A 23,818-nucleotide genomic window follows, 5' to 3' on the forward strand; every position below is an offset into this window, starting at 1 on the left:
AACTGTAATTTAGTGTTTAGTTGCGTTTAGAGATTTCATCTCTCAGTTTTGCCGCCTTTTCGTAGTCTTCGTTGGTGACTGCCTTTTTTAATTCTGCTTCCAATTCATCTATAGTAAGTTCTGTGTAGCCATCGCTTGCACCAGACTCTATTTCTATAGTTTCGCCTTCTTGCAAAATCTCATCGACCATAATACTATCATCGTTATCTTTTTGATCTTTCTCTTTAGAAGAGAATTTCAAGAAAATACCAGCTTTGTCCAAAATAGTCTTATAGGTGAATATAGGGGCATTGAAACGTAATGCCAAGGCAATGGCATCACTAGTTCTTGCATCTATGATTTCTTCAATACCATCTCTTTCGCAAATAATGCTAGAGTAAAATACACCATCTACCAATTTATGTATAATCACCTGTTTGATAACAATATCAAACCTGTCGGAGAAATTTTTAAATAGGTCGTGTGTAAGTGGTCTTGGTGGCTTTATCTCTTTCTCCAAAGCAATTGCTATGGATTGAGCTTCAAAAGCGCCAATGACTATAGGTAATTTTCTATCGCCTTCAACTTCATTCAAAATAAGAGCATAAGCTCCGTTCTGAGTTTGGCTGTAAGAGATACCTTTTATTTTTAATCGTACTAGACTCATAGGTTTTTAACTAAAAAAGGCTGTTCGAATACTTGGGGTTCCAACTATGCGAACAGCCCTTTAAGGGGCACAAAATAACAAAAAATTACCCGTTTTGTGCTTTAAAATCCTTTAATTTTTCAATCAATTGAGGAACTACTTCAAAGGCGTCGCCAACAATACCGTAATCAGCAGCTTTAAAGAAAGGTGCTTCAGGGTCATTATTGATTACAACTTTTGTTTTGGAAGCGCTTACACCTGCTAAATGTTGAATCGCTCCAGAGATACCGATGGCAATGTAAAGATTACTTGCTACAGGCTTTCCTGTTTGTCCAACATGCTCGCCGTGAGGTCTCCATCCAAGATCAGATACTGGTTTTGAGCAAGCTGTTGCAGCGCCTAAAATATCTGCTAATTCTTCTATCATTCCCCAGTTTTCCGGTCCTTTCATACCTCTACCTGCAGAAACAACAATATCAGCATCTGCTATAGTAGCTTTACCGACAACTTTATCTATTTCAACAGATTTGGTATCATTTGTAGCAGCATCGGCAGCACCACTTATTTCTTCAACAGAAATTGCTGTCTTGTTTTCATGAGCACCAAAGGCATTATTAGATACACCTACTATTTTAATATCTGTATCTATTTGAGTGTGTGCAAAACCTTTATTACTGAAAGCAGTTCTTTTAACCATAAACGGCGAAGTGCTATCTGGCGCCTGAACTACATTCGGTGCGTAACCTGCAGATAATTTGGCAGCTAATAAAGGTGCTAAATACTTTGTGTCTGTACTTGAGCTCAAAATAACAACCTTTGCATCTGTGCTTTTTACTGCTTCAGCAATAGATGCTGCGAAAGCACCAGCATTAAAAGTTTCTAATGAACCGTCTTTAACGTTCATCACTTTAGAAACTCCGTACTCACCAAGAGATTCACCCTCGGTAGTGTTGAAAGCTATTGCGGTAACAGTTGTGCCCATCATTTTGGCAACTGCAGAAGCATAAGAGGCGACCTCTAACGCATTCTTCTTAAATTTTCCTTGTTCTGATTCTGTATATACTAAAACTGACATCTTTTTTGTTTTTAATGATTACCTAATAAATAGGTTATTAAATGACTTTTGCCTCATTATGTAATAGGTCGATCAATTGATCCACACTATCAGCAAGTTTAACCTGACCTTTTGAAGCCGGCTTGTCGAATTTTTTATCTTCGGTAGCTTTGATTGCGTCAACCGGTTCAAGAACAGAAAGACTTTTCTTTCTTGCCATCATAATACCACGCATATTAGGTATACGTAAATCACTTTCTTCAACAAGACCTTTTTGTCCGCCTACTACTAAAGGTAATGAGCTACTTAATTTTTCTTTACCACCATCGATTTCTCTAAAGGCAGTAACATTGTTTCCGTCAATATCAAGATTTATACAAGAATTGATGAAATTCATGTTGGTTAAAGAAGCCAAAATACCTGGTACCATACCACCATTATAATCAATAGATTCTCTACCGCCGATTACTAAATCGTAACCTCCGTTCTTAACAACTTCAGCAAGTTGTTGAGCAACAGAAAATCCGTCAGTAGGTTCTGTGTTGATTCTAAATGCTTCATCTGCGCCAATGGCAAGTGCCTTACGCATTGTAGGTTCAACAGTTGGACCGCCAACAGTAGCAATATGCACTGTAGCGCCTTGTTTTTCTTTAAACCACATAGCTCTTGTTAAACCGAATTCATCATTCGGATTTATTACAAACTGTACACCGTTGGTGTCAAATTTGGTATCGCCATCTGTGAAATTTATCTTAGACGTAGTGTCTGGAACATTACTTATGCAAACTAATATCTTCATGTTTAAAAAACTTTATATCAATGAAGACGAAGATAGCTATTTAAATCCTAATTTACTATGCATGCATAGTAAATTTTATAACTTTTTTTAAATCTGGCATTCTATTTTTTGATATTATATTTCATATTTTTGCTTGCTTTCTAGCATATAACAAAGAATAATATTTACCATACATGAAAACACTACAATTTAGGCAAGCAATAGCTGAGGCCATGTCCGAAGAAATGAGGAAGGATGAATCTATCTATTTGATGGGTGAAGAGGTAGCGGAATATAATGGCGCATATAAGGCTTCCAAGGGTATGTTGGATGAGTTTGGCCCAAAGAGGGTTATTGATACTCCAATATCAGAACTTGGTTTTGCAGGTATAGGCGTTGGTTCGACAATGACCGGTAATAGACCTATTATAGAGTTCATGACCTTCAACTTTGCGTTGGTAGGTATTGATCAAATTATAAATAACGCTGCAAAGATCAGACAAATGTCTGGTGGGCAATTTCCTTGTCCTATAGTATTTAGAGGTCCTACAGGTTCTGCAGGTCAATTGGCGGCGACGCACTCACAAGCTTTTGAGAGTTGGTATGCCAACTGTCCGGGTTTAAAAGTAGTTGTACCATCTAACCCAGCAGATGCAAAAGGATTATTGAAAGCTGCAATACGCGATAATGACCCTGTAATATTTATGGAGTCTGAGCAAATGTATGGTGATAAAGGTGAAGTGCCAGAAGGTGATTACACTATTCCATTAGGTGTTGCAGATATTCGTAGAGAAGGTAAAGACGTTACTATTGTTTCTTTTGGTAAGATTATTAAGGAGGCTGATAAGGCTGCCGATGAATTGGAAAAAGAAGGTATTAGCTGTGAGATTATCGATTTACGTACGGTAAAGCCTTTAGATTACGAAGCAATTTTGAAATCTGTTAAGAAGACAAACCGTTTGGTGATTTTAGAAGAAGCTTGGCCATTTGGTAATGTAGCAACAGAAATTACATATCATATACAAGCACATGCATTTGATTATTTAGATGCACCAGTTGTTAAAATAAACACTGCAGATACACCAGCGCCATATTCTCCTGTACTATTGGCAGAGTGGTTACCAAATCATAAAGATGTGGTTGAGGCTGTTAAAAGAGTTTTATACAAATAAAAGATTTACTTTTGTAAAGTACTTTAGCTTCTCCGACCAAGTCTGGAGAAGCTTTTTTTATTAGCATGTTATTTGCGACAAAATTTTTTATTGAACGACGAATTTTAATGAGAGGGATAATTTTCATATTCTTAAGTCTATGTATGTTCATAGCTCAAGGTCAGACCAAAATTGGTGGTATTGTCATTGATGAGCAGGGTGAGCCTGTATCCTTCGCTAACGTATTCTTTAAAAATTCTACAGAAGGTACCATTACAAATGATGATGGTCGTTTTTATATAGAGTCTGAAAATGAATATCCTATAGTAATTATATCGTTTATCGGTTATACAGATTATGAACTTCAGTTAGATTCTAAAGTTGCCTATGACTTAGAAATAACCATGGTTGAAGCTGCAGAGCAGTTAAATGAAGTGGTATTGATAGCCGGCAAGCAATCTAAAAAGAATAATCCTGCGGTAGATATTCTTCGTAAAATTTGGTCAAAAAAACGCCAGAACGGTGTTCGGCAGTTTGATCAATATGCTTTTGATAAGTATGAAAAAGTAGAGTTCGATTTAAATACGATAGATAGTTCGCTTATAAAAAGTAAGGTCTTTAAAGGACTCGAATTTGTTTTTCAAGATTTAGATACTTCGCGTATAACGGGTAAAACATACTTGCCAATTTTCTTAAACGAGACTTTTTCTAAAATTTATGGAGATAACAAAATCAAAGAAGAGAAAGAGGAAGTTTTAGGTAATAAGAATTCCGGATTCGAAAATAATCAAGCGATCATAGCATTTGTACAAGACTTATATCAAGAGTATGATGTCTATAATAATTACCTGAAATTTTTCGATAAAAGTTTCACTAGTCCGCTATCAAAAACCGGAGTAGATGTATATAATTATGCCCTTCGAGATAGTGCTTTTATAGATAATAAGTGGTGTTATAATATTGTATACTATCCACGTCGTAAAAACGAATTAACTTTTAAAGGAGATTTTTGGGTAAATGATTCTACTTGGGCAGTAAAAAACATTAATCTTCAAGTTACCAAAAGTGCCAATATCAACTGGGTAAAAGAAATCTACATTGAGCAAGATTTTGAAGTAATGAATGATTCAGTGTTTCTTTTGAAACGCGATTATATGTTGAGTGATTTCAGTTTCAACAAAAAAGAAGAATCAAAAGGGTTGTACGGAAAGCGAACAAGTGTATATGATAATTACGAGTTCAATAAGGTTAAGCCAAGAGAGGTCTATAAAAAAGATAGAAACCCGTTAGATGTTACACAGATAATTAAAGACGATGCCTTTTGGGAACAGAACAGGTTAGAAAGTTTAAATAAAGATGAGCAGGGTATTTATAAGTTGCTCGACACCCTTAAAACGGTACCCAAATTTAAAACCTATTATAATTTTGTAAGTATTTTAGGATCTGGCTATGTAGAAGTAGATAAATGGAACTTAGACCTAGGGTCTGTTTATGATTTCTTCGGATACAATACAGCAGAAGGCGCACGAGTGCGACTTGGAGCGAGAACCTACTATGGGCAAAACGATCTTTGGCGAATAGAAGGATACACTGCATACGGATTCAAAGATCATAAATTTAAACACGGCTTGGCGGGTAAAATGCTGTTAGATAAAAATAGCAGATTAATCGTCTCTGGTGGTAACCGTAGAGATATAGAGCAGCTCGGTGTTAGCCTAACGGCAACCAATGATGTCTTAGGTCGTAGTATTGCTTCTTCTTCTTTATTAACGGTAGGTGCAAATAATAGATTAACGAATATTAATTTGAGTGCACTTAATTTTGAAATAGAGCCACTTACTAATTTAAAATTATCTGTAGGGGGTACTTTTAGAACTTTAAGTTCTGCACTGCCCGGTGATTTTAGTTTAGATTATGTAAATCCAGAATCTCCAACAGGGGTTTCATCAGAAATACGTCAATTCGATTTTAATGCATTGGTACTATATACACCGGGTAAGAAAACGATAGGTTTTGGGGTAGAGCGTAGAGATGTAAATGATACCTACAGTACTATATTATTGAATTATACAAAGGGAACAAAGGGAGTGATGAATAGTGATTTTGATTACGACAAGCTTCAGTTTTCATATAGCCAACCATGGCAACTAGGTGGTTTTGGTAGATTGTTGAGTACAGTAGAGCTTGGTAAAACATTTGGTGAGGTTCCTTTGGGTCTGTTGAGTGTAGTGCCTGGTAATCAAACCTTTTTCTCTAATTATGGTACATTCCCAAATTTAGATTTTTATGAATTTGTGACAGATACCTATGCAGCTGTTCATTTACAACATAACTTTAATGGTCGATTTTTCTCTAGAATTCCGTTCTTGAGAAAATATAATTTAAGAGAAATAGTAGCTGTTCGCGGAGTATGGGGAGATTTGTCTGATGAAAATATAGCACTAAGTGCGCCAGCAACAGTAAATACGCCATTACGTGCCCCGTCAGAAAAAATATACTATGAATATTCTTTTGGAATAGGGAACATATTTAAAGTATTCAGATTAGATTTCAATTTTAGAGGAAATTATTTAGAAAATCCCGATGCAAGAAAGTTCGGTGTAACCGGTACGTTTGGATTTGTCTTTTAATTCGATTAATTTTTACAATTATAACAACTTAGTAACGTTTCATAAGAAACTATAAATTAAACAATTTTTAATATGGCAGCAGCAAATGGCTTAACCTTTGATGTTTTAATAGAAATTCCGAAAGGAAGTAGAAACAAGTACGAATACGATTTTGATTTACATAAAATTCGTTTTGACCGTATGTTGTTTTCTTCAATGATGTATCCTGGTGATTACGGATTCATACCTGAAACTTTAGCGTTGGATAAAGATCCATTAGACGTTTTAGTAATGGGAACGGAACCAACGTACCCAATGACGGTGATGGAAGTAAAGCCTATAGGTGTATTTCACATGACAGATGAGAAAGGTCCAGATGAAAAAATTATCTGTGTACCAGTTTCAGATCCAATCTGGAGCAATAACAATGATATAAGTGATTTGAATCCGCATAGATTAAAAGAAATCGAACATTTCTTTCAAGTATATAAAGATTTAGAAAAGAAAAAAGTTGATACAGGTGGGTGGAGCGATGCTGCTAAAGCAGTCGAAATCTACCACGAATGTGTTAAGAGATATGATGATAGTGAGCACAAAGCGAAGCGCACTTTTGTGATATAAATAATATTTTACATCATTTGAGCCACTTTTTTTAATAAAAAGTGGCTTTTTTTATTCTATTCTAATTTACTACATTAGTCGAACTAACAACTAACAAATAGATTAAATGGAGTCAATGATGATTTACATGCCAATTCTTATGGCAGTATTAGGCCTAATTTACATGGGCATTAAAAGATCTTGGGTATTGAAGCAACATGCCGGAGATGGAAAAATGAAAGAAATATCAGACCACATTTATGAAGGCGCCCTTGCCTTTTTAAGTGCAGAATATAGGCTTCTGGCTATATTCGTAGTCGTAGTGAGTATTTTGCTTGCAATTGTTTCTTTTGTAGTGCCAACAACACATTGGCTAATTGTAGTAGCATTTATTTTTGGTGCGGTATTTTCTGCCTACGCAGGTAATATAGGTATGAAAATCGCAACCAAGACCAATGTACGAACCACACAGGCAGCACGTACCAGTTTACCTAATGCATTGAAAATTTCTTTTGGTGGTGGTACTGTAATGGGACTTGGTGTTGCTGGTTTAGCAGTATTAGGGCTTACAATCTTCTTTATAATATTCTTTCAATTTTTTATGGGCGGTGTTTGGACATCGACTATGGATATGACAATAGTTTTAGAAACCCTTGCAGGTTTCTCTTTAGGTGCTGAGTCTATTGCATTGTTTGCACGTGTTGGTGGTGGTATTTATACTAAAGCAGCAGATGTAGGCGCAGATTTAGTAGGTAAAGTAGAAGCAGGTATACCAGAAGACGATCCTCGTAACCCAGCTACAATTGCAGATAATGTAGGTGATAACGTAGGTGATGTTGCAGGTATGGGTGCAGATTTATTTGGTTCTTATGTTGCAACAGTTCTTGCGGCTATGGTGTTGGGTAACTATGTAATTAAAGATATGGGTGGTAATATTACTGATGCCTTTGGTGGAATCGGACCTATATTATTGCCAATGGCAATTGCGGGTGCAGGTATTATTATATCTATCATCGGTACCATGTTGGTGAAAATAAAAAGCAACGATGCCAAAGAAGCTGAGGTAATGGGTGCTTTGAATATTGGTAACTGGACATCAATTGTTTTGGTTGCAATCTCATGTTTTGGTTTGGTTACATGGATGTTACCTGAAACCATGAAAATGGAATTCTTTGGTGAAGGACTTTTAGAAATATCATCTATGCGTGTATTCTATGCCACTTTGGTAGGTTTAGTAGTAGGTGCAGTGATCTCTTCAGTAACAGAATATTATACAGGATTAGGGAAGTCTCCGATCTTAAAAATTGTACAACAATCTTCAACAGGTGCGGGTACAAACATTATTGCAGGTTTAGCAACGGGAATGATTTCTACTTTCCCTTCTGTGCTTTTATTTGCAGCCGCTATTTGGTCATCATATGAATTTGCAGGTTTTTACGGAGTTGCTTTAGCCGCCTCTGCAATGATGGCAACTACAGCTATGCAATTGGCGATTGATGCCTTCGGACCAATTTCTGACAATGCAGGTGGTATTGCCGAAATGAGTGAGCAAGAACCTATCGTAAGAGAAAGAACAGATATATTAGATTCTGTAGGTAACACAACTGCAGCTACAGGTAAAGGATTTGCCATTGCTTCTGCAGCATTAACATCTTTGGCATTATTTGCAGCCTATGTAACGTTTACGGGTATTGATGGTATTAACATATTTAAAGCTCCGGTATTGGCAATGTTATTTGTTGGTGGTATGGTGCCAGTAGTATTCTCTGCATTGGCAATGAATGCTGTTGGTAAAGCTGCGATGGAAATGGTACAGGAAGTTAGACGTCAGTTTAAAGAGATACCTGGTATTATGGAAGGTACAGGCAAGCCAGAATATGATAAGTGTGTAGCTATCTCTACGAAAGCTTCTTTGAAAGAAATGATGTTACCTGGTTTATTAACTATCGGTTTTCCGTTGGTCATTGCATTCGTTCCTATGTTATTCGGAATGAACAAATTGGCGATTGCAGAAATGTTAGGTGGTTATATGGCTGGTGTTACCGTATCTGGTGTATTATGGGCAATCTTTCAAAACAATGCAGGTGGTGCTTGGGATAATGCCAAGAAATCATTTGAAGCAGGAGTTGAGATTAATGGTGAAATGACGTATAAAGGTTCAGAAGCTCATAAAGCAGCTGTAACTGGTGATACTGTTGGTGATCCGTTTAAAGATACTTCAGGTCCTTCAATGAACATCTTAATTAAATTGACTTGTTTAATCGGTTTGGTAATTGCACCAATATTAGGTGGTCATGCAGAAGAAGGTGTTGCATCGTTAAATGATACAAAAGAGGTTACTATAGAAATGAATGTAGAAAGTGCTGATTTGGCGGAAGCTATTGTTACCTATTCTACTACGGTAAATGGTGAATCTATTACTGAAGAAGTAGTCTATAATGGTACAAAAGCAGAGGTTGAGGCACAATTGCAAGCATTTGAAAATGCAACAATTGAAAAGAAAGGAACCGCTACAGAAATTACTATAGAAAAAGTGGAGATTAATAAACAGTAATTTCACGTTTAGAATATAAAAAACCATCAGCATTGCTGATGGTTTTTTTTTGTTTTATAACTATTGTAGTTTGAATGTGATTGGAATAGCAAAAGAAACTTTAACAGCAGAACCTCGTTGTTTACCGGGAGTCATTTTTGGTAGTTTAGATAAAATTCTTACGGCTTCTTTTTCTAATACATCATGCGGACCTCTTTTTCGAATAGTACCGATGGTACCATCGTTATTAATCATGAATGTTGTATTCACTCTACCTTCAATGTTCATTTCTTGAGCCATTTCTGGGTAACGAAAGTTTTTACGAATATGCTTTTGCATCATGTCATTAAAACAAGCCCTTTTGTCTTTTTCATTCTCACAACCTGGGAATACCGGAACTTCTTCAATGGTAATCCAGTTTACTTTTACTTCCTCGGGCACTTCTTCAACATCAAGGTCAGACATGTCAATAACTTCGGTATCTGGTGTTACTTCGATGGCGATAACTTCAGTTTCTTCAATAGGGTCATCATCCTCGACGATTTCTATTTCAATTGGTAAAGCTGGTGGTTTTGGTGGTGGAGTTACTTCTAATTGAAAAACAGTAGGCTCTTCTTCAATAGAGGGGTCAATATCGTTCATGGCTACATCAATGTCATAGATGGGGTCAAATGATTTCCATTCTAAGGCGGTGTACACCATACCTAATACTAATAGTAGTCCGATTACAAAGAACATTCCGCTCTTTTTGTTCAGGTCTTTCTGTGGATTCTTTTTTGGTCTCATAATATTTGAATTTTAGACTTGCATAAACAAGTAGGGTTATTATTTATTTGCTTGTCTAAAACTATAGTAAACCTAAAGGCTGTGAAATGAGTAATGAGTTAACGCTGCTTTTGAGTGAGTGAAAGAGACATTCATTTGAAACAGGCACTTAGAATAATTGCTTATAAGTGGTAAAATCAATAATTCTTGAAATAAAAATTTTAAAGGTTGTTGAAAGACCGTAATTTTATGGCCATGGGTATTTTCAAAAAAGATAAACTTCAAATCATCAACTTTCAGTCATACGGAAGCACTAGTCGCTTGTATGTTAGGGGTAGGGCTATTGAAGATGAAAATATCGATTTAGATCAAAAAGGTATTTTCAATTTGATGAAGAATACCTGGAAGCGTTTTGAAACCGATGAAATTAAAAATTCGCCTTTAAAAATCACCTTCTCTAATGGTGAGACGGTTCATGGTACTACTGACGGAGACGGATATTATCTAATTGATGAGAATATATCGGGACTCCAAAAACTAGCAAATGAAGAAGGTTGGGTCACATTCGATTTGTCATTTACTAAAGCCAATTTAAAACGAGAAATAATTCTACAAAACCGTTTTCCGGGGGAGATGTTGATACCTAGTGAGCATGCCAAATTTGGCGTTATCAGTGATATTGATGATACTATTCTGCATACTGGCGTAGTTTCTTCGCTAAAATGGAAAGTGATTTTGAATACCATGTTCAAACGGGCAACCAAGCGATTGCAATTAGAAGGGACTTCAGATTTTTACACAAAATTACATCAAGGTAAATCGGGTAATGAGGCAAATCCGATATTTTATGTAAGTCATAGTCCGTGGAATTTGTATAGATATCTTGAGCTATTCTTGAAAACGAATAATTTTCCTAAAGGTCCTATTTTATTGCGTAGTATGGCTAGCTTTAAAATGAGGAAGAAGAGTGATGAGAAGCCGCAGAAGCAAAAAGAGATATCGAACTTATTAAAATCCTATCCAGATTTAAAATTTATACTAATCGGTGATAGTGGTGAAAAAGATGGCGATATTTATCAGGAGATTTCCACGCTATTTCCTGGTAGAATAAAAGCCATTTATTTACGAAGTGTAAATCACTCAAAACGAATGAAGAGAATAGAAAATCTATTTGTAGATTTTAAGGATATTCCCTTTTTAATGGTCAATAAAACAGCAGAAGCTATAGACCACGCCAAGAAAAACGGATTCATTTAAGCTTTAGTCCTTTTTTATGTTTTGAATGGGAATCCACCTGCTCTCATCAAAATCATTGAGTGCATTGATCAACTGAAAACTTTCAAAATTTTGCAGCTCATCTACCGAAATAGATTTCTCGACAATACGGTTTATAGCTAAAAGTCTTGCTCTGCAAGTACCTTCAAGCAGTGGAGTAGAAGGCGTTACTATTTGCTTGCCATCAAAGAAAAGTATATTTGAGTAAGATGCGTCTGTAACTAGTCCGTTTTTAATAATCAAAACATCATCAGCTTCTTCTCTTTTTAGAAAGAGTGCATTTAACTTTTTACGATTGTTCTTTTTTAAGGCGTAAGAGATGGTGTCGTCGTTTACTACTTTTAATGATGTAGGTATACTATTTTCATATTCAGAAAAAGAGAAACGGGTACCGTTCTGTTTGTAGCCAATGCGCAACTTATATTTTAAGTTGTCGTCTAAATTTGTTAGATGTATGCCATCAAATAACGTATAGGTTGGGTGTGTTTTATATTGCAGTATATAAGACCTGTTAAATCTAGCCTCATGGTATGCGGCATTCTTAATTTGGCTATTCTCAATGCAAACAGATTCAAATAATGGGTACATATATTTTTTCTAAAAGTTCTTGGTACTCCTCTTCCATCTCGCTCAAGTGAGTAATGCCACCGCCACTTTTGTAAAAAAGCTTTTTATTAATTTTTTCAATAAACCGGATGCTTACGGCACTGTCAATTTGGTCTCCGTCGAATACACCAAAGATTCCGGTATAGAATCCACGTGGTTCAATTTCCGCTTTAGAAATAATTTCTAAAGTTTTCTTTTTTGGTGCTCCGCTTATTGATCCTGCCGGTAATGTTTTTAGTAATAAAGAGGTAAAGTTATCTTTCCAGTTCTCAGGTAATTCTCCTTGAATTTCGGTACTGGTCTGCAATAGTTCTTGATCTCCTTTTTTAATTTTATCTACGAATCTAAATTTATTGACCCTTACTTTTTTTGCAATCATAGAAAGGTCGTTTCGTATAAGGTCTACGATAGTATTATGCTCGTACAGTTCTTTTTTATTCGACAATAATAGTTCTTCAGCATTCGGCACATTGCTGTTGATGGTGCCTTTCATTGGGTACGAGAAAATGTTTCCGTCTTTAATCTTGAGGTAGCATTCTGGTGAGAAAACAACGAATTTGTCTTTGTAAAGAAGCTTATATGGGGCATGGGCTTTTTGATAAATCTCATTAAAATCTAATGCTGTGTTAAGAGCGGTAGGGAATGTAAGATTTAGCAAAAAGCTATTGCCATTATTTAGTTCTTGTTTAACGGTGTTAAAGGCTTTCTCGTAAATTTCTTTAGAAACCAATTTTGGTTTTAAGTCAAAATCGACACCTTCAAGATTAGTTTTAGCTAGATTTTCATCATTACCATTTCCTTTAATATTGAAGAAGATGTTTTCGTTTGCAGCTTCTTCAAAGGTAAAAACCTGTTTTACTGATTTTTCAAAATCGATGATGAATAAAAACGGAATTCCATCTTGAAGAAAGCGAGTCGCTTTTTTTTCAAAATTTTCCATTGGTTTCGAACTTTGCGAAAGTGAACTTAAAATAGACCGTTAATTTGAGCGTCAATTTTGTTAAGTATGCTACCTAAATCTTCAGGGTTGTCAACAAAATCTAAATCGTCTACATCGATGATCAATAAGTTTCCTTTTTCATACCCATGAATCCAAGCTTCATAACGTTCGTTCAATCGGCTTAAGTAATCAATTGAAATCGAGTTTTCATATTCTCTGCCTCTTTTGTGAATTTGCTTCACCAAATTAGGGATAGAGCTACGTAGGTAGATTAAAAGATCTGGCGGGTCAACTAAGGTCTCCATCAAATCAAATAAACTAGAATAGTTCTGAAAATCTCTATTGGTCATAAGACCCATAGCATGTAAGTTGGGTGCAAAAATATGCGCATCCTCATAAATAGTTCTATCCTGAATTATTTCTTTACCGCTTTCCTTAATTTGAAGAATTTGGCGGTACCTACTGTTTAAAAAGTATATCTGAAGATTAAAACTCCAGCGTTCCATCTGATTGTAAAAATCATCTAAATATGGGTTCTCAACAACATCTTCATAATGAGCTTCCCATTTATAATGTTTTGAAAGTAATCTAGTTAGGGTTGTTTTTCCTGCACCGATATTTCCGGCAACTGCTATGTGCATAGAATTAAATTGATTAATGGTTGTGTTCTTATTTCAGAATAAGATTCTGATGGTACAAGATACAAGATAACTACAGGAAGTAAAAACATATTTGTTGTATGGCATAAAAATAATTACCTGAATTCATTTATTAACAGATATCGATTAAACCAAAAGCAAAAAATAATGTCATACTTCTATATTTAATTATAGAAAATGAAAAGATTTAATTGGTTTATAGCATTTGCAATTGTTTTTATGGGCGTGACCATACAAGCACAAGATTTTCAAGGTAAAGCAGTATACCAGAGTAAAACTCAGGTAAACTTTGATTTTGGGAATAGAAATATACCAGAAGATAGAAAGAAAGCTATGATGGAGCGTATAAAAAAGGCTAATGAAAAATCTTTTGTGCTCACTTTTGATAAAGCAGCATCTTTTTATAAGGAGGAAGAAAAACTGGAACAACCAGGTGAAAGAGGTGGCGGTCGTGGTCCACGTTTTGGTGGAATGGCTGGTACTGATGGCGATTTATATAAGGATATAAAAGATCAGCGGTATTTGACAAAGAATGAATTGCTAGGTAAAATTTTCTTGATCGATGATGAATTAGAAGCCTTAGCGTGGAAAATGGGTAGCGAATCTAAGAAAATAGGTAATTATACTGCTTTTAAGGCAACAGCTACAAAGACTATTAAACGACCAAATATGAGTGCTATTTTCAGAAGACCGGGTAGGGGTGAGGAAAATAAAGAAGAGGAGAATAAAGAAGACGAATTCACTATTAAAGAAGTGGAGATAGTAGCATGGTATACACCTGAAATTCCAATAAATCAAGGTCCAGGATTGTATTGGGGACTACCAGGTTTAATACTCGCTGTAAACGATGATATTACAACTATTGTTTGTTCTGAAATTACGATGAACCCGTCAGAGAAAATGGAAATAAAAGCACCAAGTAAAGGCAAGAAAGTAACGCAGGCAGAATATGATGAAATCTCTCAAGAGAAGATGAAAGAAATGCGTGAAAATTTTGGAAACCGTGGCGGTCGTGGTGGCGGTAGACCAAACTAAAATAGTACTTCATAATTCATTCTTTTTTATAGCAATCACATGAAAAATAAAGTGCTTTTTGCCCTATTACTACTAGTGGTAACTATTGGTTCGGCTCAAGAAATATCGTTATCAGGTACCGTAAAAGACAGCTTAGGCGTTGGTGTGGATATGGCAAATGTTATTGCTATAAATACTGCAACACAAGGATTAGAATCTTACGGAATTACCAATCATGCGGGACTCTTTAAACTGAAATTGAAAACAGGGGAGCAGTATACGGTAAAAGTGACTTACCTCGGTTTTAAACCAGAATCGTTCACATTTACTGCCGGCGAGCAAGATGCCGTAAAAGATATTGTAATGCAAGAGCAAGCGGCACAATTAGATGAGGTAGATGTTACCTATGAAATGCCGGTTTCGGTAAAGGGTGATACCATAGTGTATGATACAGATGCCTTTGTTTCTGGTACAGAGAAGAAGTTGAAAGACGTTTTAGAAAACCTTCCGGGTATTGAGATAAACGATGATGGTCAAATAGAAGTAGAGGGTAAGACCGTGAGTAAGATCATGGTAGAAGGTAAAGATTTTTTCGATGGCGATACGAAGTTGGCGGTAGAGAATATCCCGGCGAATGCCTTAAGTAAAGTTGAGGTGTTGCGTAATTTTAATGAAGTTTCCCAAATGAAAGGATTGACTAATGACGATGACAATGTAGCATTGAACATTAGGTTGAAAGAGGGGAAAAAGAACTTTTGGTTTGGAGAAATAACGGCAGGTTATGGTCCTGATGATAGGTATCTAGCGCACCCAAAGTTATTTTATTACAGTCCTAAATACAGCATAAATATCATCACCGATTTAAATAATATTGGTGAAGTACCTTTTACCCGTAGCGATTATAGAAACTTTACAGGCGGATTCAGAAATTTGAATTCCAGGGGAGGTAGTTCCATTTCTACAGGTGCAGATGCATTAGGGCTTTCTTCGGCACAGAATAATAGGGCAAATGATATTGACACCAAATTTGCAGCGGCTAATTTTAGTTATGCTCCCATGGAAGGGTTGGATTTAAGCGGATTCGGTATTTATTCATACACAGGTACATTGATGAAATCTGAAGGAACCACATCATATATTGCCAGTAATGATATAGAGAGCACAACCACGAATACAGATCAGACCGTACATTTAGGTTTGGCAAAATTGAGTGCCAAATACAAACCTAATGAAGATTTTCAGTTAGATTTTGATGCACTGCTAAAACAATCTGATGATAATGAAGCGGTAGATGTACTTTCTATTTCTTCTATTACCGATCAAATAGCAGAGGTAAAAAAGCAGAAACCCTTATCAGTAAATCAGAATTTAAATATCTACTACACCTTAAACGAGAAGAACATTTTTGCGGTAGAAGCCCAATATTTATATACTGATGAAGATCCTTTTTATGAAGCAATACGAAACGAATTTGCTTTTGTAGATATTTTCCCTGTAGATGAAAATCAAGATGTATATAATATCAATCAGGCTAAAACAGTAGTAACGAATAAGGTCGATGCTAAAGTAGATTATTATAGAGTGTTGGGTAGCAAAAGCAATATCAATTTAACCTTGGGTACCACACAGAGCAATCAGAATTTTAATTCAAACATATTTCAGATTTTAAATAATGAGTCTGTTTTAAATATGAGCGGCGATGAGTTTGGTAATGAAGTAGGTTTTCATGTTTCAGATATATATACAGGCTTACATTATAAGGTTATTTCGGGCATCTTCACTTTTAACCCTGGTGTTACGCTGCATCAGTTCAATGTTAAGAATGAACAATTAGGTACAGTGGTAGAAGATAATTTAACGTCTCTGCTGCCTGACTTGTATATTAACGCGCAGCTAAAGAAATCAGAGAATCTTCGTTTTAATTATCGTGTAACCCGTTCGTTTACAGATGTCAGTAATTTTGCGCAAGGCTATGTGCTTAATAATTACAATTCGTTGTATAGTGGTAATCGCGATTTAGAAAGTGCATTGAACCATAATGTGTCGCTAAATTTTTTCAGCTTCAATATGTTCAATTTCACCAATATTTTTGCGAACGTAGCGTATACCAAAAGAATAGATGCATTAAAAAGCGGCGTGAATATTATTGGTATCAATAGGGTAAGTAGTACTATCAATTCTAATTTTGATGATGAATCTTTAACCGCAAGCGGAAAATATGAGCGTACTTTCGGTAAAATAAAAGCATCGATACAAGGTAATTTGGGTTGGTCTACTACAAACAACTTGGTTGACAACGCGCAACGAACATCAAATTCTTTGACACAGAATTATAATGCAGCGCTTTCTACTAATTTCAAAGACGCTCCTAATTTAGAACTAGGTTATAGATATACGGTAAACAATTACGAGAATGGAGATTTAGAAACCACATTTTATACGAGCAGGCCTTATGCTCGTTTTGATGCCAGTTTTTTAAAGAACTTCATATTTACGGTAGATTATGATTATTATAATTATAGCGATGGTGCCGATACCATTTCTAATACCTATAGTTTTTTAGAATCTGACCTTACATATCAAAAGAAAGATAGCCGTTGGGAATATGGTGTTAAAGGAACAAACCTATTAAACACTACTACATTAAATAAAGATAGTACCAACGAATTATTCTTTAGTACACAAGCCTATTTTGTACAACCTAGATATCCATTATTGTCTGTGAAGTATGATCTTTAATTCTAGCAGATTTAGAGTAAGAATTATCAATTCTTCTAATTGAGTCAATAAATAACATCATATTAAGAATTGAACAGAACATTTTTTCTATTTTTGCATCTGAATTAAAAAAGTGAGGAGGGATTTGACTGATTGCAACCTCTGTTTTAGCCTTAGGGTATAAAGCGAAAAAAATGCTAAAGCAGTTGATGTTGATATCGCTTCGCATCATACTTCTTTTCGGCATTCATTCAAATCCTTTGAAAAAAAAAGATTGTTATGCCATATTTATTTACATCAGAATCTGTTAGTGAAGGACATCCGGACAAAGTTGCGGATCAAATCAGTGACGCGTTATTAGATAATTTTCTTGCCTTTGATCCAGAAAGTAAAGTTGCTTGTGAGACATTAGTAACTACTGGTCAAGTTGTATTAGCAGGTGAGGTAAAAAGTGATACCTATTTAGATGTACAGAACATTGCCCGTGAAGTCATCAATAAAATAGGATATACAAAAGGAGAATACCAGTTCAGTGGAGATTCTTGCGGAGTAATATCGTTGATACATGAGCAGTCTCAAGATATTAGCCAAGGTGTAGACCGTGGTTCAAAAGAAGAACAAGGTGCTGGTGATCAAGGTATGATGTTCGGTTACGCAACTAGCGAGACTGAGAACTACATGCCATTAGCTTTAGATATATCGCACAAAATTCTGCATACATTGGCAGAAATGCGTCGCGAGAATAGAGAGATTTCTTATCTAAGACCAGATGCAAAAGCACAGGTTACTATAGAATATTCAGATACCAATGAGCCAATACGTATAGATACTATTGTTGTTTCTACACAGCACGATGCTTTTGATGCAGATGATGAAAAAATGTTGGCAAAGATTAAGTCTGACATTATTTCAATTTTGATCCCTAGAGTAAAAGCACAATTGCCTGCAGATACTCAGAAATTATTCGATGATCAGATCAAGTATCATATTAACCCAACAGGGAAGTTTGTAATCGGTGGTCCGCATGGCGATACCGGTTTAACAGGTCGTAAGATTATTGTTGATACGTATGGTGGTAAAGGAGCTCACGGTGGTGGTGCTTTTAGTGGTAAAGATCCAAGTAAGGTAGACCGTAGTGCAGCTTATGCAGCACGTCATGCAGCAAAGAATTTAGTAGCTGCAGGTGTAGCAACTGAGATTTTGGTGCAAGTTAGTTATGCGATTGGTGTTGTAGAACCTACATCTATTTATGTAGATACCTACGGTACTTCTAAAGTGGGGTTGAGCGATGGTGATATTGCGAAGAAAGTAGCGCAGTTATTTGATATGAGACCTTTTGCTATTGAAGATCGCCTAAAACTAAGAAACCCAATTTATCTAGAAACCGCAGCATACGGACACATGGGTAAAACTCCCGTAACAGTTACCAAGGTTTTCGAATCTCCATATAATGGTCGTATCGAAAAAGAAGTGGAATTATTCACTTGGGAAAAATTAGATAAAGTAGCAGAGATAAAGTCAGCGTTTAATTTATAACGTCATTGCGAGCAAAGCCAAGCAATCTGTTTATGATGAAATCATATTTCAATATTTCATATTTAGCGCAGTCGATATACATTGCTGTTAGAAAGTATGATTAATGTAGGGTAAGTATTGTCTTTCAAATGATTAGAATATAAGTGCCTCGTGTTTTACGGGGCATTTTTTTGTTTTAAAATTACCTCACAAGCCAATTAACACCCCTTCACAACAACTTAAGATGGTTTGACCACAAAATCTATTTTGTAGGAAAAGGATTACATATATTTGAAGTGTAATAATTAGAGAATCCCAAATCTCACCACCTACAAAGATGAAATATATATTAGTTGTACAAACAAAAAACGGACAGAAACAAGTTCAAGTTGAAGCCCCAAAAGTCAGCTTGATTTTAAATCTGTTTAAGGTATTGAATCTTTGAAAACCTATTAAAGTAATAACTTAACCTACGAATGCCATGTCATTAACCCACAGAATTTCTCTAGCTATTTTGGCTTGCATCATATTACAATCTTGCTCAAAAGAAACCGACCTAATTTCTGAGTATGTTGTTTTAGATGCAGACAAAACCGAATATCGTTCGGTGAAAATCAATCCGGATTTTCAAATTAAAAAAAATAAAGAAACAGTTGCATTGACTCCTTTTTCTGATTAAATTCCAACACACTAAACATTAACTTAATGAAAAAACAATTACTCCAAGAAACTACTGTTCAAGAATATAAAGGAGATTTTTTTTCGGGCATACTTATGCTTGTTAGAAAGTTGTTCATGGTATAATCTTGTTCACAATTGCTTCATAAATGCTATCGTCTGATAGCATTTATGAAACATTTTCCCCTTCTAAATAACACCGTTTATTTTTTAAATTATATTGACTCCGCCTATTAATCTGAATAGCTTAGTTGATAAACTATGACGTAATTTGGCAAACTTCAACTTAGGTATTCCATAGGTCAAAATTTTACTGCGTCTACCTATCCATAAATCTTCAAAAATCGAGTAAACTTTCTTAGCTTTAAGAATTCAAATTCTTAAGACATGCCGAAGATTACCATCAAACATTTTTTCACCTTTATTTTACTAGCTACAGTGCTTGTTTCCTGTAGAAAAACAGCACCTAAAGTAGCAGACGCAGAAGTTTCTGACACCTACGTTGCAGACAATTACACGAAGAAAGAAGTCGATATCACCATGCGTGACGGCATTAAACTGCACACTACGGTGTATTCGCCAAAAGATATTTCAAAAGAATACCCGATTATCATGCAACGAACTCCCTATAGTTCACAACCATACGGAGAAGGTGAATTCAAGACAAAAATTGCTCCGAATATTCACATGATGCAAGATGGCTACATTGTCGTTTATCAAGATGTTCGTGGGCGTTGGTTAAGCGAAGGTCATTATGAGAACATGCGTGCTTTTAATCCCGATAAAAAATCGGAGAAAGATATCGATGAAAGCTCCGATACGTATGATACGATTGACTGGCTGGTAAATAATGTAGAAAACAATAATGGTAATGTGGGTATTTGGGGAATCTCCTATCCTGGTTACTATTCAACATATGCCGTTGTAGATGCACACCCGGCATTAAAAGCAGCTTCGCCACAGGCGAGTATTGCCGATTTCTTTTTTGATGATTTTCACCATAACGGAGCGTATTTGTTAAGTTATTTTAGAGCCACGTCATTATTCGGTACTCCTAGACCAGATGGCGATAAGCCTATTGATACGGCATGGTATACACTACCAGATTTACCGACCGAAGATCAGTACCAGTTCTTTTTAGATGAAGGTCCGCTGAAAAACCTAGATCGCTTCTTTGAATACGAAACTACCGATACGCCACGTATGGCAAAAGAAGGAGTAACCGATGATTATTTCTGGAACGAGCTAAAGCAACATCCTAATTATGATGAAATGTGGCAGAGTAAGGGCTTGATTCAGCACTTGAAAAATGTAAAACCTACAGTTGCCACTATGGTCGTTGCGGGTGAATTTGATGCTGAAGATTTATACGGACCATTAGAAACCTACAAGAATATTGAAAAGTACAATGCCGATAATTACAACACTTTGGTTTTCGGACCATGGGATCACGGCGGATGGGCACGAAGAAAAGGACAAAATATTGTGGGTAATTATTACTTCGGTGATGGTATATCTGAATTCTTTCAAGAGAATATAGAAGCCAAATTCTTTGACCACTTCTTAAAAGGAAATGGAGATAAAAATAGCGGTTTACCGGAAGCATACGTTTTTGATACCGGTAGAAAAGATTGGAAGACTTACGATACGTGGCCACCAGCAGGCGTAGTAAAAAAAGATATGTATTTATCTGCAGATCAAGAACTGACCTTTGATCCAAAAGCGGTTGAAGAGGTGAAGTTTATCAGTGATGTTAAAAAACCGGTTCCTTATTCTGAAGATATTAAAACGGTATTTACACCAAGAAAATACATGACAGACGATCAGCGTTTTGCGGCTCGTCGTGGCGATGTATTGGTGTTTGAAACCGAGGTGATGGAAAATGATATGACCTTGGCGGGTGATATTTTAGCGAAGTTAAAAGTAGCCACTACAGGTACGGCTGCAGATTGGATTGTAAAAATTATCGATGTTCACCCAGCAGATGAACCTGCCTATGAAGGCATGCAAGATCATTTGAAAATGAGTAATTATCATTTAATGGTACGTAGCGAGGTATTGCGTGGTAGATTTAGAAATAGCTTTGCAGAGCCAGAGCCATTTGTAGCGAACCAAAAGACAGACGTTACTATTAAGTTGCAAGATGTGTTCCATACCATTAAAAAAGGACACAAGTTACAAGTGCAAGTACAAAGCACTTGGTTTCCGTTAATAGATTTAAATCCACAGACTTACGTAGATAATATCTTCGAGGCAGATGAAGCAGATTTTAAAACTCAAACGCATACAGTGTTTACAGATTCTAGTATTGAGTTTTCTGTGTTGGAGTAGATAAATGGAAATTGTAGTAATTTACTGTTATCTTAATTTTAAAAAGTAACTATCAAAAAAAATATAAAAGCAGTTTTAACTCTTTTAATTATCATGGTTTGGTTCTTAAATGGTTTGGTATGCAAAGTGTTGAATCTAGTTCCTAGACATCAAGAAATTGTTGCAAGAATTCTTGGTGACGAGTATGCTAGAACAATAACAGTTTTGATTGGTATTTCAGAAATTATGATGGCTGTTTGGGTATTGTCAAAATACAAATCGAAGTTCAATGCGGTTGCACAAATGGTTATTGTTTTAACAATGAATCTATTAGAGTACTATATAGCGCCAGATTTATTGTTTTGGGGAAGAATGAATATCGTATTTGCTTTGTTCTTTGTTGGGTTAGTATATTATAATGAATTCATCCTAAAAGAACACTCATAGATAGAAGTTTCAATATGAAGTTTTTAAAAAATCATCCTTTTGCGGTAGAAGCTTTTTTTGAAAGTTCGGTTGTGTTGACTTTTGCAGTGCCAAAGGAAGAACTTATTCAATATATACCAAGCTGTTTAGAATTAGATACGTTTCAAGCTGAATGGGCATTTATAGCTGTTGCTATGGTGAAAACAAAGAATCTTCGTCCAAAAGGTTTTCCAAAGATGTTAGGCAATGATTTCTTCCTATTAGGGTATAGAATTTTTGTACGATATAGAAATAACGCAGGTAAAAGTTTACGAGGTCTTTATATAATTAAATCGGAAACTGATAAAAGAAAAATGGAATTGTTAGGTAATATTTTTACTCATTATAAATATTCTAAAACAGATATAAACGAATTTAAAAAGGATAATTTTCGAGTAATAAAATCAGATAAATCAGATTTTGAGATAGTCATTTCAGATGCCAAGGCAAGCAATGAAATACCATGCGATTCACCTTTTGAAAATTGGAAAGATGCTCGAAAATTTGCTGGTCCATTGCCGCATACCTTCACATATGATAGTATTGATAATTCAGTATTAATAATTCAAGGAATACGTCAAAATTGGACTCCAAAACCAATAACAGTTGAAAATTATTACTTTGGTTTTCTAAATAATTTTAAGTTTAAGAAGATGATTTTGGCAAGTGCTTTTGAAATAACTAATATCCCGTATTATTGGAAGAAAGGTAAGATTGAAAAATGGGATTAGAAAGAAAGCCTTTGCAAGGCGTATTTAATATTATTCGTTTCAATTGGCATTTTTATGTCATTGCAGGTGCCGTATTGATTGTCTTGTTTATCATAAAGTATTTTGTACCAGTTTTTCTTCAATCAATTATAATGTGGTTGGGGTTTCTAATTCTAATACCTATTACTGTTTCGATATTAACTTCATTTTATGTGTATGACTATTCAGATTTATATAAACTTTATTGGTTCTCAGATTTAAATGAGAAAAAAGTATTAAATGTTAATGCAGGCTTTGATGAAACAAGTGCAATTATCAAACACATTTTTCCAAAGACAGATTTAACTATTTGCGATTTTTATAATGCAGAAAAGCACACTGAAATATCAATAGAAAGAGCAAGGAAAGCTTATCCGTCTCATAAGAATACAGTAAGAGTTGATGCTAGTGTATTACCTTTTAAAAATGGTACATTTTCTCACGTAATTACAATTTTTTCAGCTCATGAAATAAGAAACCAAAAGGAGCGTATTCTTTTTTTTAAAGAATTAAATAGAATTACAGAACTAGACGGTCATATTTATATTACAGAACATTTAAGAGATTTGAATAATTTTTTGGCTTATAATATTGGCTTTTTGCATTTTTACTCTAAAAGTAGTTGGCTAAAAGTTTTTGAAAACTCAGATTTATATTTAGAACGGGAGATTAAGATAACCCCGTTTATTTCAACTTTTGTTTTAAAGAAAAATGGAAATACATTTTAATATTATTGGGGCTATACTAATCATTTTAGCTTTTGCTCATATAATT

20 protein-coding genes are annotated in these 23,818 nt (G+C 35.3%); 13 read left to right on the plus strand and 7 right to left on the minus strand.

Annotation, left to right across the window (positions count from 1 at the left end; all coding sequences use genetic code 11):
- Window positions 1-16 precede the first annotated feature (16 nt).
- From QSV08_RS20300 to QSV08_RS20310, 3 genes are all read right to left on the minus strand, one after another.
- A complete protein-coding gene (locus QSV08_RS20300; protein ID WP_073247103.1) occupies window positions 17-646 on the minus strand; it encodes a bifunctional nuclease family protein in 630 nt (209 codons plus the stop codon).
- A gap of 85 nt (window positions 647-731) precedes the next feature.
- Entirely contained in the window at window positions 732-1,700 is a 969-nt protein-coding gene (locus QSV08_RS20305; protein WP_324025508.1) for an electron transfer flavoprotein subunit alpha/FixB family protein, read from the minus strand.
- Window positions 1,701-1,737: 37 nt separating this feature from the next.
- Entirely contained in the window at window positions 1,738-2,478 is a 741-nt protein-coding gene (locus QSV08_RS20310; protein ID WP_324025509.1) for an electron transfer flavoprotein subunit beta/FixA family protein, read from the minus strand.
- 173 nt (window positions 2,479-2,651) lie between these two features.
- Between QSV08_RS20310 and QSV08_RS20315 the strand changes: the two genes are divergently transcribed.
- The 4 genes from QSV08_RS20315 (at window position 2,652) to QSV08_RS20330 (ending at window position 9,371) form a co-directional block, all read left to right on the plus strand.
- The gene (locus tag QSV08_RS20315) at window positions 2,652-3,629 is read left to right on the plus strand and encodes a pyruvate dehydrogenase complex E1 component subunit beta (protein ID WP_073247098.1); all 978 of its coding nucleotides are present in this window, start codon (window positions 2,652-2,654) and stop codon (window positions 3,627-3,629) included.
- Window positions 3,630-3,736: 107 nt separating this feature from the next.
- Window positions 3,737-6,238, plus strand: coding sequence for a DUF5686 family protein (locus QSV08_RS20320; protein WP_324025510.1), 2,502 nt, complete (start codon window positions 3,737-3,739; stop codon window positions 6,236-6,238).
- 72 nt (window positions 6,239-6,310) lie between these two features.
- Window positions 6,311-6,838, plus strand: a complete 528-nt coding sequence (locus QSV08_RS20325) for an inorganic diphosphatase (RefSeq protein WP_324025511.1) — start codon at window positions 6,311-6,313, stop codon at window positions 6,836-6,838.
- Between the two features lie 106 nt (window positions 6,839-6,944).
- Window positions 6,945-9,371: a sodium-translocating pyrophosphatase gene (locus QSV08_RS20330; protein ID WP_324025512.1), complete on the plus strand. Its 2,427-nt coding sequence runs from the start codon at window positions 6,945-6,947 to the stop codon at window positions 9,369-9,371.
- Between the two features lie 60 nt (window positions 9,372-9,431).
- Here the strand turns inward: QSV08_RS20330 and QSV08_RS20335 are convergent, their stop codons facing one another.
- Complete coding sequence (locus QSV08_RS20335) at window positions 9,432-10,136, minus strand: energy transducer TonB (protein ID WP_324025513.1); 705 nt, start codon at window positions 10,134-10,136, stop codon at window positions 9,432-9,434.
- Window positions 10,137-10,343: 207 nt separating this feature from the next.
- On the opposite strand from QSV08_RS20335, the gene QSV08_RS20340 reads away from it, so the two are divergent.
- The gene (locus QSV08_RS20340; protein ID WP_324025514.1) at window positions 10,344-11,372 is read left to right on the plus strand and encodes an App1 family protein; all 1,029 of its coding nucleotides are present in this window, start codon (window positions 10,344-10,346) and stop codon (window positions 11,370-11,372) included.
- 3 nt (window positions 11,373-11,375) lie between these two features.
- On the opposite strand, the gene QSV08_RS20345 is transcribed toward QSV08_RS20340, so the two are convergent.
- The 3 genes from QSV08_RS20345 to QSV08_RS20355 are packed head-to-tail and all read right to left on the minus strand — an operon-like array spanning window position 11,376 to window position 13,577.
- Window positions 11,376-11,978, minus strand: coding sequence for an aminotransferase class IV (locus QSV08_RS20345; protein ID WP_324025515.1), 603 nt, complete (start codon window positions 11,976-11,978; stop codon window positions 11,376-11,378).
- Window positions 11,962-12,936, minus strand: coding sequence for an aminodeoxychorismate synthase component I (locus QSV08_RS20350; protein ID WP_324025516.1), 975 nt, complete (start codon window positions 12,934-12,936; stop codon window positions 11,962-11,964). Before QSV08_RS20350 ends, QSV08_RS20345 begins: the two co-directional genes overlap by 17 nt.
- Window positions 12,937-12,962: 26 nt before the next feature.
- On the minus strand, window positions 12,963-13,577 hold the full coding sequence (locus QSV08_RS20355) for a deoxynucleoside kinase (RefSeq protein WP_324025517.1): 615 nt from the start codon (window positions 13,575-13,577) through the stop codon (window positions 12,963-12,965).
- A gap of 195 nt (window positions 13,578-13,772) precedes the next feature.
- Here QSV08_RS20355 and QSV08_RS20360 point away from each other — a divergent pair, with 195 nt between their 5' ends.
- From QSV08_RS20360 to QSV08_RS20395, 8 genes are all read left to right on the plus strand, one after another.
- Window positions 13,773-14,630, plus strand: coding sequence for a GLPGLI family protein (locus QSV08_RS20360; protein ID WP_324025518.1), 858 nt, complete (start codon window positions 13,773-13,775; stop codon window positions 14,628-14,630).
- A gap of 39 nt (window positions 14,631-14,669) precedes the next feature.
- Window positions 14,670-17,348, plus strand: a complete 2,679-nt coding sequence (locus tag QSV08_RS20365; protein WP_324025519.1) for a TonB-dependent receptor — start codon at window positions 14,670-14,672, stop codon at window positions 17,346-17,348.
- A 258-nt stretch (window positions 17,349-17,606) separates the two neighbouring features.
- Window positions 17,607-18,863, plus strand: coding sequence for a methionine adenosyltransferase (gene metK / locus QSV08_RS20370; protein ID WP_324025520.1), 1,257 nt, complete (start codon window positions 17,607-17,609; stop codon window positions 18,861-18,863).
- A gap of 460 nt (window positions 18,864-19,323) precedes the next feature.
- On the plus strand, window positions 19,324-19,521 hold the full coding sequence (locus tag QSV08_RS20375) for a hypothetical protein (RefSeq protein ID WP_324025521.1): 198 nt from the start codon (window positions 19,324-19,326) through the stop codon (window positions 19,519-19,521).
- A 386-nt stretch (window positions 19,522-19,907) separates the two neighbouring features.
- Complete coding sequence (locus QSV08_RS20380; RefSeq protein ID WP_324025522.1) at window positions 19,908-21,851, plus strand: CocE/NonD family hydrolase; 1,944 nt, start codon at window positions 19,908-19,910, stop codon at window positions 21,849-21,851.
- Between the two features lie 93 nt (window positions 21,852-21,944).
- The gene (locus tag QSV08_RS20385; protein WP_324025523.1) at window positions 21,945-22,277 is read left to right on the plus strand and encodes a DoxX-like family protein; all 333 of its coding nucleotides are present in this window, start codon (window positions 21,945-21,947) and stop codon (window positions 22,275-22,277) included.
- Between the two features lie 14 nt (window positions 22,278-22,291).
- Entirely contained in the window at window positions 22,292-23,026 is a 735-nt protein-coding gene (locus QSV08_RS20390) for a DUF2071 domain-containing protein (RefSeq protein WP_324025524.1), read from the plus strand.
- Window positions 23,017-23,772 (plus strand): class I SAM-dependent methyltransferase, encoded by a 756-nt coding sequence (locus QSV08_RS20395; protein WP_324025525.1) that lies wholly within the window; start codon window positions 23,017-23,019, stop codon window positions 23,770-23,772. The genes QSV08_RS20390 and QSV08_RS20395 overlap by 10 nt, the downstream gene beginning before the upstream one ends.
- Window positions 23,773-23,818 lie beyond the last annotated feature (46 nt).

It is taken from the genome of Maribacter sp. BPC-D8, assembly GCF_035207705.1.
Taxonomy (GTDB): Bacteria; Bacteroidota; Bacteroidia; order Flavobacteriales; family Flavobacteriaceae; genus Maribacter.

What these genes read in the sequence shown, in the direction of transcription:
- QSV08_RS20365 (WP_324025519.1), top strand. Translation starts at nt 14,670, where the DNA reads ATGAAAAATAAAGTGCTTTTTGCCCTATTACTACTAGTGGTAACTATT.
- QSV08_RS20330 (WP_324025512.1), top strand. Translation starts at nt 6,945, where the DNA reads ATGGAGTCAATGATGATTTACATGCCAATTCTTATGGCAGTATTAGGC.
- QSV08_RS20335 (WP_324025513.1), bottom strand. Translation starts at nt 10,136, where the DNA reads ATGAGACCAAAAAAGAATCCACAGAAAGACCTGAACAAAAAGAGCGGA.
- QSV08_RS20395 (WP_324025525.1), top strand. Translation starts at nt 23,017, where the DNA reads ATGGGATTAGAAAGAAAGCCTTTGCAAGGCGTATTTAATATTATTCGT.
- QSV08_RS20315 (WP_073247098.1), top strand. Translation starts at nt 2,652, where the DNA reads ATGAAAACACTACAATTTAGGCAAGCAATAGCTGAGGCCATGTCCGAA.
- QSV08_RS20350 (WP_324025516.1), bottom strand. Translation starts at nt 12,936, where the DNA reads ATGGAAAATTTTGAAAAAAAAGCGACTCGCTTTCTTCAAGATGGAATT.
- QSV08_RS20355 (WP_324025517.1), bottom strand. Translation starts at nt 13,577, where the DNA reads ATGCACATAGCAGTTGCCGGAAATATCGGTGCAGGAAAAACAACCCTA.
- QSV08_RS20345 (WP_324025515.1), bottom strand. Translation starts at nt 11,978, where the DNA reads ATGTACCCATTATTTGAATCTGTTTGCATTGAGAATAGCCAAATTAAG.
- metK (WP_324025520.1), top strand. Translation starts at nt 17,607, where the DNA reads ATGCCATATTTATTTACATCAGAATCTGTTAGTGAAGGACATCCGGAC.
- QSV08_RS20385 (WP_324025523.1), top strand. Translation starts at nt 21,945, where the DNA reads ATGGTTTGGTTCTTAAATGGTTTGGTATGCAAAGTGTTGAATCTAGTT.
- QSV08_RS20325 (WP_324025511.1), top strand. Translation starts at nt 6,311, where the DNA reads ATGGCAGCAGCAAATGGCTTAACCTTTGATGTTTTAATAGAAATTCCG.
- QSV08_RS20300 (WP_073247103.1), bottom strand. Translation starts at nt 646, where the DNA reads ATGAGTCTAGTACGATTAAAAATAAAAGGTATCTCTTACAGCCAAACT.
- QSV08_RS20305 (WP_324025508.1), bottom strand. Translation starts at nt 1,700, where the DNA reads ATGTCAGTTTTAGTATATACAGAATCAGAACAAGGAAAATTTAAGAAG.
- QSV08_RS20360 (WP_324025518.1), top strand. Translation starts at nt 13,773, where the DNA reads ATGAAAAGATTTAATTGGTTTATAGCATTTGCAATTGTTTTTATGGGC.
- QSV08_RS20380 (WP_324025522.1), top strand. Translation starts at nt 19,908, where the DNA reads ATGCCGAAGATTACCATCAAACATTTTTTCACCTTTATTTTACTAGCT.
- QSV08_RS20320 (WP_324025510.1), top strand. Translation starts at nt 3,737, where the DNA reads ATGAGAGGGATAATTTTCATATTCTTAAGTCTATGTATGTTCATAGCT.
- QSV08_RS20390 (WP_324025524.1), top strand. Translation starts at nt 22,292, where the DNA reads ATGAAGTTTTTAAAAAATCATCCTTTTGCGGTAGAAGCTTTTTTTGAA.
- QSV08_RS20310 (WP_324025509.1), bottom strand. Translation starts at nt 2,478, where the DNA reads ATGAAGATATTAGTTTGCATAAGTAATGTTCCAGACACTACGTCTAAG.
- QSV08_RS20375 (WP_324025521.1), top strand. Translation starts at nt 19,324, where the DNA reads ATGTCATTAACCCACAGAATTTCTCTAGCTATTTTGGCTTGCATCATA.